The organism is Aphanizomenon sp. UHCC 0183, assembly GCF_009712065.1.
Classification (GTDB): domain Bacteria; phylum Cyanobacteriota; class Cyanobacteriia; order Cyanobacteriales; family Nostocaceae; genus Dolichospermum; species Dolichospermum heterosporum.
Map to the genome: position 1 here is coordinate 1 of NZ_VILC01000140.1, position 8225 is coordinate 8225.

An 8225-nucleotide genomic window follows, 5' to 3' on the forward strand; every position below is an offset into this window, starting at 1 on the left:
CCAAAATTCTTTAACCAATATTTTATCATCATCTGTATCAACAGCTTGTAAATTTTTAACTACTGCTAATGGCAGTCCAGTTAGTTTGACGATAAAATCTAAATCAATACCTTCTCGTAACATATTTACAGCAACTTGGGTTAAACCTTGCTGCAAACCTTTTTCCCATGCTTCTTGTAATGTTTGCGCTGGAATTGATAGGTTGTTCATATTCTTTGTATTTATGTAGTTATATTTTTTGACTCTGATTCTATTGTATCATAAGCAATGATAATTTATCAAAGAAGTCGGGGATCTAAATTGCAGGTTTAGCCATTTGCAAATATTGGTAAGATTTGATAGGTTAACCAGCCTAAAAATAAGCCTAATAAAGATGTACCTGCTAAAATTCCAAATGAATGCCATTTGCTCAAAGATTTGGTTAAATCTCGTTTTGCACGAGGATAAGCGAACAAAAATATAACCGCAGAAACAAAAAAGCCTCCAGTTAGTACAAACAATAAATAATTTGAATTGAATAGTAAATTTATTAGTGAGAAACATATTAGTATAAATAAAAGCAACCAAAATAAATATCGCTCCTTATTGGGACGTGAAGCAGCAAGCAAAAAAAGTAGAGAAGAATACAAAACCCAACCGTGAACCCCAACCAAAACTTGGTTCAATTGACCATACTTATACACAGAAAGCAAAAGTGCAGACCAAAAAGCCAAAGCTGTAACTAACAAGTCATTCGGAACAGAAGTAAAAATCGAAACTGAAGTTAAAGCCGAAGCTAAGGCCGAAGTTAAAGTCATAAGTAAAGGTAAAGGTCCTGATAAAAAGCCACAAACTAAATAATAAAAACCAATAAATCCCAATTTAACCCAAGGAATATTCTTACTATTTACCCTTGTATTTGGAGAATTATTAACACCTACAATAACAGGAAATGTTTTATCAGTCCTAATGGTTTTATATTGAGTTTTCTGACTAACCTGATAAACCTGATTACTAAAATCAGGCAATAACTTTAACCATTCTCTCATAGATTGCGGACGATTTTCCGCTTCTAAATTCATACCTTTAAGTATTGCCCGATTCAACTCATCACTAATACCAACAACATATTTATTAGGAGAAATTAAAGGCTTATTATATAATTTTCTATTCAGCGAACTTTCTGGACGTTTACCTGTAACTGCATAATATAAAGAAGCAGCAAGAGTATAAACATCTATCGTTACTTGTCTATTACCTCCCATTTGTTCATAAGGTGCAAAAGCAATATTAGCAGGATGATGAGAAGTAAAATATCCATCTTGGGGCATTATTTCCCCAGCAATTCCAAAGTCAATTAAAACAGCTTTACCATTTTTTTGTACCATAATATTACCAGGGTGTGCATCCCGATGAACTAAACCCTGATGATGAACAAAAATTAAAGCCTCTCCAATTTGTTTGATATATCCTACCGCTTCTAATTCTGGTAATGCTCCCCGTTTCTGGACTAAATTAAATAAACTCTCACCCGGGACAAAGTCCATTACTAAACAATATGTTTTACCATCTTCAAATAATTCTGTTACACGGACAATATTCGGGTGTGGTTGTTGAGAAAGTTGTGCTAATTTGCGTCCTTCTTGAATAAATCTTTTTACATAATTGGGGTATTCAGAATCGCACTTCAGGATTTCATTCGGCGTTTTTATAACTACCCACTGCTTTAAAAGTGTATGTTGTGCTTGATACGTAATTCCAAAACCACCTTCTCCCAAGACTTTTTCTATAACGTATCTTCCACCCTGTAATTTATACCCCTTTTGCCAAACCATAGGTTATAAATCCCTAAAATATAGTTATGTACATTTTGGCACAGTTGGGTATGATTTGGGTAAATATGCTAATTTTTTGATTCTCACGCAATATCTTGAATTAACAATTACTGGTAAAGTGATTATTGTGTATATAGCATTTCCCCAAGCTAGTGATGACTTATGAATACACCAATTAATTTTTTCAATCCTCAAAATGAAATAAATCAACAAATATTAAATAACAAATTGAGAGTTTTCGCAGACTTTAATAATGCTGATGAAGATAGTAATTTGCGGTTAAATTCTATTGGCACAATGGAAGATTTAGCACGTCAGAAAATTGAATTACAAAATGGTAAAATACTAACTTTTTATAGCGAAGATTTAGAAGTTGAAGGAATAGTTAAACATTCTCCAGAAGAAAATATTTGGGTTGCGATAATTGATTGGGATAATATTAGACAAGTGGAAGATTTACCTCAATTGATTAAATAAGAATTACCCTAAAATCTCTCTCAACTTCTCCATCAAATCTTCCGCTAATTCCAACAACTCAACCTCATTAATAGAACTATTACCAGAAGCGCGACTACTTCCAAAAATCACAACATCACCAACTAAAAAATCCTTAGCTGCAAAAATCCGATCTTTCTCCGTTAATTGACTCAAACAATATTCCAAACCACCAATAATTTCATCATGAGATTTATTCTGTAAACGTTTTCTTACCTCCACCGCAACCAGATCATCACTTTCTAAGAAAGTAGTAATTTTCTCAATATAACCCGGTTCATCGTCATCATCACCCCAAGTTTCTAACCAATCACCATCTATATCTTCAAAATATAAATCAGCCGCTTCTAACCCATATTTCATAATATCATCTTCTAATTGACGGGCTGATTCTAAATGTTGTAAAAACTGTTCTAGTCTTTTTTGACGTTCAGTAATTTCTTGGTTAATCATAATTACCTCTATGAGAATTTTTGCTATACATAATCAAACTAACGAAACACTATAAATTTATTTTTTGATAAATACCATTGTTCAGATTATCACTCTTATCTAGTGCTAAATTAACTATCTGATTGATAAAATCACTTTCACCAGGATTAAAACTTAAAAATAATCCTCTCTCTATTCCCCAAGAAATCAAAGTATCTTCCCAATCATCAGCTTTTGTTTGTGTAAATTCTTGAGATTGGCTAGTCAGTTGAATACAAAGAGGTTGTTCTTGAATACTACTAACTATTATATCACTTGCCATAGATAAGTCTACAATATAGCGTTGTAAGGCTTGACCACCATTCAGCTTAATGACATTAGCAATCAAGTTAATTAATTTTTCATCCTCCTGATTGAACTCACCAGACATTAATTTTTTTCTCCAAATATGAAATTTGGGGTCATTTTTACTTAACCATCTAGGAAACAATTCACCATACCAGTATCTTTCAGGAGGTGTCATTAATTCATAAACGTCTTGTCTTTCTGCTTCAGAAGTTAAACGTTTTATATCAAGTCTAATTTCTGTATCTCGAATAAATTGTTGTAAAAACAAAAGCACAAAACGTTTAGACATCAGTTTACCAGGTTTCTCATCTTTAATCCAGTTGTTAATCTGGTTTAACTTAATTGCTAAACTGGGATCTATGGTTGATGCTTCCTCAATTAATGATTTGAGTTTTTCCTTAATTTGTTGTGGATGCAAAATATATAGCTGAAAAATAATAAAAATCTTTATTTAGTTTAGATATTGTTAATGGTTTTGTAAAGTAACAATTTATTTAGTTAACATAAATACATTTTAATGTAATTAAGCCATTATCCCGGAAATTGGTTTCCGGGTGGGTATAGAAGCATACAAATAACCCCTAATTAACTTTTTTCCACCAAATAACCACAACGATGTTCACCATGAATCAACCAATGAGTCCGTTCCACAGTACAATCTGGAAGAATAGCCGCAAACATTTCCAATTCATGACCACAAACGCTGGGAAAAGATTCCGCAACATCAGAAATAGCGCAGGTATGTTCCACAAAAATGAATCTTTCCGCACCACTAGCATCTGATTCCACAGCGTGAAACTCCGCCATAAAACCTTCAGCCTTTCGCAATTCTATCAAATTTGCGACTCGTTCCTGCAAAGAACCATTACCCACCCGTTCTCGATATTCTTGGGCTTTGCGTTCCCACTGTTTCCGTAAAATAGACTTTACTTGGTCACGTCCCACAGTTTCCGCTAAGGTGTCCAAGAGAGAAACCGCAAACTCGCCATAACCATCACTTAAGCGGTTGGCACTTTTTTGTAAGTGTTGTCTTCCGCCCCGACTCAAGTGATAAACGTGCTGCGGTCTGCCCATACTCGGCTGTGCTGATACCGAATATATAACTAGCTCCTCCGTCTCTAAATCCTTTAAATGACGGCGAATCGCTTGGGGACTCACATCCAAAAAGTTCGCCAACTCAACAGCCGTTGCTTGTGAGTGTTTCAATAGATACTCTAGGATATCCTGCTTAGTTGAGGTCTGCTGGGTAGTCGCCATCTTCTCTACTAGACGCTTCGCAAACGTCCCAAAATAAAAAACTTTTTTTCTGAAAATTTAACTTAAACAACATTGTTGTTGTTAATCTATCGTACAATGAAAATAGATTAAACAACAGCCGAGTTGTTTTAGCTGTTAAGCCTATTCTAGCAGTCCTGTTAGGAATCGGTAACACAAAACGGGAATTAGCTTTGTGCAACCCGTCGCCCGTCCTTTAAAGAGAACACAAGAGAACCGATGAGCGCATCCGTCACCACTTTAGTCAACCAACCTTATAAGTACGGCTTTGTTACCGATATTGAAGCCGATACTATCCCTCGTGGGTTAAGCGAAGATGTTGTTCGCCTGATTTCCGCCAAGAAGAATGAACCGGAATTCATGCTGGAATATCGTCTCCGAGCATATCACCAATGGCTGAAAATGACAGAACCAACTTGGTCTCATGTCCAATATCCGCCTATTAATTATCAGGATATTATTTATTATTCTGCACCGAAACAAAAGAAAGCTAAACTCAACAGTTTAGACGAAGTTGATCCCACTTTATTGGAAACCTTTGCAAAATTAGGTATTCCTTTAAATGAACAAAAGCGATTAAGTAACGTTGCTGTTGATGCGATTTTTGATAGTGTTTCTGTGGCTACTACATATAAAGAAAAACTCGCTAAAGACGGTGTAATTTTCTGTTCTTTCTCGGAAGCACTGCAAGAACACCCAGAATTAATTAAAAAATATTTGGGTAGCGTTGTTCCCATTGCTGATAATTATTTTGCAGCTTTAAATGCGGCTGTGTTTAGTGATGGTTCTTTCGTTTATATTCCCAAAGGCTTAAAATGTCCAATGGAATTGTCTACCTATTTCCGCATTAACAACGGCGATACAGGACAATTTGAACGGACTTTAATTGTCGCCGAAGCAGGTAGTTATGTTTCTTATTTAGAAGGTTGTACAGCACCCATGTACGACAGCAACCAATTACACGCGGCGGTTGTGGAATTGGTGGCTTTAGATAATGCGGAAATTAAATATTCTACTGTACAGAACTGGTACGCTGGAGATGTCAATGGTAAAGGCGGAATTTACAACTTTGTAACTAAACGTGGTTTGTGTCAAGGTGTGAATTCTAAGATTTCTTGGACTCAAGTAGAAACCGGTTCAGCTATTACTTGGAAGTATCCTAGTTGTGTGTTAGTTGGTGATAATTCTGTGGGTGAATTTTACTCGGTTGCATTAACAAATAATATGCAGCAAGCTGATACTGGAAGTAAGATGATTCACGTGGGGAAAAATACCCGCAGTACAATTATTTCTAAAGGTATTTCTGCTGGTAAATCTAGCAATAGTTACCGGGGTTTGGTGAAGATTAATCCCACTGCTAAGGGTGCGAGAAATTATTCTCAATGTGATTCGATGTTAATTGGTGATAATGCTCAAGCTAATACTTTTCCTTATATTCAAGTTCAGAATAATACGGGTAAGGTTGAACATGAGGCTTCTACTTCTAAAATTGGTGAAGATCAATTATTCTTTTTCGCTCAACGGGGTATTTCTTCGGAAGATGCTATTTCGATGATGATTAGCGGTTTCTGTAAGGATGTTTTTAATCAGCTTCCTATGGAGTTTGCTGTTGAGGCTGATAAGTTGTTGAGTTTGAAACTAGAGGGTAGTGTGGGTTAAGAAAACGAACCACAGAGGCACAGAGTACGCAGAGAAAGAGAGGAAGAGAAGATGATTGTTGAGAATAGTGATTTGATTTTGTCGGTTAAGGATTTGACGGCTGATGTTGATGGAACTCAGATTTTGAAGGGGTTGAATTTGCAGGTTCGCGCTGGGGAAGTTCACGCGATTATGGGTCCAAATGGTTCTGGGAAGAGTACGTTTTCTAAGGTGTTAGCGGGACATCCAGCTTATACTGTTACTGGTGGTGAGGTGATTTTCCAGGGACAAAATCTTTTGGATATGGAAGCCGCAGACAGGGCTAGGAGTGGTGTGTTTTTAGCTTTTCAATATCCTCTGGAAATTCCTGGTGTGAGTAATTTGGATTTTTTACGGGTGGCTTATAATTCTCGTCGGAAGGCTCAAGGTTTAGAAGAGGTTGACGCTTTCGATTTTGATGATTTGGTTGAGGAAAAGCTGGATGTTGTGAAGATGAATTCTTCTTTTCTGAATCGCAGTGTGAATGAGGGTTTCTCCGGTGGGGAAAAGAAGCGGAATGAAATTCTGCAAATGGCGATTTTAGAACCTAAATTAGCTATTTTGGATGAAACTGATTCTGGTTTGGATATTGATGCTCTGAAAATTGTCGCTAATGGTGTTAATCAGTTAACTAATGCTGAAAATGCGACGATTATGATTACTCACTATCAGCGTCTTTTAGATTATATTGTCCCTGATTTTGTTCACGTTATGGCGCAGGGACAAATTATTAGAAGTGGTGGTAAGGAGTTGGCTCTTGAGTTGGAATCTCGCGGTTATGATTGGGTTCTAGAAGAAGCTTTGGGAGTGGGTGTGTAATGAGTATTCCAATTAATGTAGAGACGTTTCATGAAACGTCTCTACAACAAAATCTATTAGATAGAGATGCTTTTTTAAGTGGTTTATTAAGTCGGGTAACTACCAAAAAATCAGATGGTTGGTTACAGGATTTGCGCGACGGTGCTGCTAATTGGGTGCGTCATTCTGTTATCCCCAATACCCGCGAGGAAGAATGGCGATTTACTGATTTATCACCTTTGAAACAGGTAACATTCAATAATAATGTAGAGACGTTCCATGGAACGTCTCTACAATCCATGATTTTACCTGAAGTTTCTCAGCGGTTAGTTTTTGTAAATGGTGTTTATGCACCTGATTTATCTAATACTGAAGATTTACCTGCTGGTTTGAAAGTTGGTAATTTGGATGTTTTACCTGGTGAAGTTGTTCAGGAATATTTAGCGCAAGCTGAAGGTGCTAAAGAAGTTTTTACGGCTTTAAATACTGCGGCTCTAAATGATGTCGCGGTGGTATGGGTTGCTAAAAATGTGGTTGTGGAAACTCCTATTCATTTACTTTTTGTTTCTGTTTCTGGTGAGTCTCCAACTATTTCCCAACCTCGTGTTTTAGTAGTCGCTGAAAGTAATTCTCAGGTGGGTTTGATTGAGGAATATACGAACCACAGAGACACGGAGAACACAGAGAAGGAAGTCTATTTTACTAATGGGGTAACGGAAATCTGGGTAAATGAAAATGCTCAGGTGAGTCATAATAGAGTTGTGCGGGAAGGTGCTGCGGCTTTTCATATTGGGAAAACTGCTGTTACTCAGGCGCGATATAGTCGTTATAATTGTAATGCGGTGACGGTTGGTGGCAAAATATCACGTCACAATTTGGAGATTTTGCAAACTGGTGAGCAAACGGAAACGACGCTCAATGGTTTAACTGTGATTGCTGATAATCAATTGGCTGATACTCACAGTGCTTTGTCTTTAAATCATCCCCATGGTGTGAGCAAACAGTTACACAAGTGCATTATAGGCGATCGCGCTCGTGGTGTCTTCAATGGTAAGATTTTTGTTCCTAAACCGGCGCAGTTAACTAACGCTTCTCAATTAAATCGCAATTTGTTGTTATCGTCTAAGTCGAGAATTGACACCAAACCTCAATTAGAAATCACTGCTGATAATGTTAAATGCGCTCATGGTGCTACTGTCAGTCAGTTAGAGGATGATCAAATATTCTACCTGCAAAGTCGCGGTATTGATGAAAATAATGCTCGCAAGTTATTAGTTAATGGTTTCGCAATGGAAGTTATTAACTTTATCCCTGTTGCTTCTTTGCGTGAGAGTTTGTTGAAAACTGTTACCAGTCTCACGAATAAATAAACGCATTGCACTAAAT

General features: G+C 36.7%; 9 protein-coding genes. 4 read left to right on the forward strand and 5 right to left on the reverse strand.

What is annotated here, in order from left to right:
* Together FJR37_RS24860 and FJR37_RS24865 are read right to left on the reverse strand one after the other, a co-directional pair.
* The coding region (locus tag FJR37_RS24860; RefSeq protein WP_168467394.1) for a hypothetical protein at positions 1–210 on the reverse strand (210 nt) is incomplete at its 3' end.
* Between the two features lie 98 nt (positions 211–308).
* Positions 309–1814 carry a serine/threonine-protein kinase gene (locus FJR37_RS24865; RefSeq protein WP_168467395.1) on the reverse strand — a complete coding sequence of 502 codons (1506 nt, stop codon included), beginning with the start codon at positions 1812–1814 and terminating at the stop codon, positions 309–311.
* Positions 1815–1976: 162 nt separating this feature from the next.
* On the opposite strand from FJR37_RS24865, the gene FJR37_RS24870 reads away from it, so the two are divergent.
* A complete protein-coding gene (locus FJR37_RS24870) occupies positions 1977–2291 on the forward strand; it encodes a hypothetical protein (RefSeq protein ID WP_168467396.1) in 315 nt (104 codons plus the stop codon).
* Positions 2292–2294: 3 nt separating this feature from the next.
* Here FJR37_RS24870 and FJR37_RS24875 read toward each other — a convergent pair whose 3' ends face one another.
* From FJR37_RS24875 to sufR, 3 genes are all read right to left on the reverse strand, one after another.
* Positions 2295–2762 carry a hypothetical protein gene (locus tag FJR37_RS24875; RefSeq protein ID WP_168467397.1) on the reverse strand — a complete coding sequence of 156 codons (468 nt, stop codon included), beginning with the start codon at positions 2760–2762 and terminating at the stop codon, positions 2295–2297.
* A 49-nt stretch (positions 2763–2811) separates the two neighbouring features.
* Positions 2812–3507 (reverse strand): hypothetical protein, encoded by a 696-nt coding sequence (locus FJR37_RS24880; RefSeq protein WP_168467398.1) that lies wholly within the window; start codon positions 3505–3507, stop codon positions 2812–2814.
* A gap of 167 nt (positions 3508–3674) precedes the next feature.
* Positions 3675–4346, reverse strand: coding sequence for an iron-sulfur cluster biosynthesis transcriptional regulator SufR (gene sufR, locus FJR37_RS24885; protein WP_168467399.1), 672 nt, complete (start codon positions 4344–4346; stop codon positions 3675–3677).
* Between the two features lie 237 nt (positions 4347–4583).
* Between sufR and sufB the strand changes: the two genes are divergently transcribed.
* The 3 genes from sufB to sufD are packed head-to-tail and all read left to right on the forward strand — an operon-like array spanning position 4584 to position 8209.
* Positions 4584–6023: a Fe-S cluster assembly protein SufB gene (sufB, locus tag FJR37_RS24890; protein WP_168467400.1), complete on the forward strand. Its 1440-nt coding sequence runs from the start codon at positions 4584–4586 to the stop codon at positions 6021–6023.
* A gap of 51 nt (positions 6024–6074) precedes the next feature.
* Entirely contained in the window at positions 6075–6860 is a 786-nt protein-coding gene (gene sufC, locus FJR37_RS24895) for a Fe-S cluster assembly ATPase SufC (protein WP_168467401.1), read from the forward strand.
* Positions 6860–8209, forward strand: coding sequence for a Fe-S cluster assembly protein SufD (gene sufD / locus FJR37_RS24900; protein ID WP_168467402.1), 1350 nt, complete (start codon positions 6860–6862; stop codon positions 8207–8209). The genes sufC and sufD overlap by 1 nt, the downstream gene beginning before the upstream one ends.
* Positions 8210–8225: the final 16 nt, after the last annotated feature.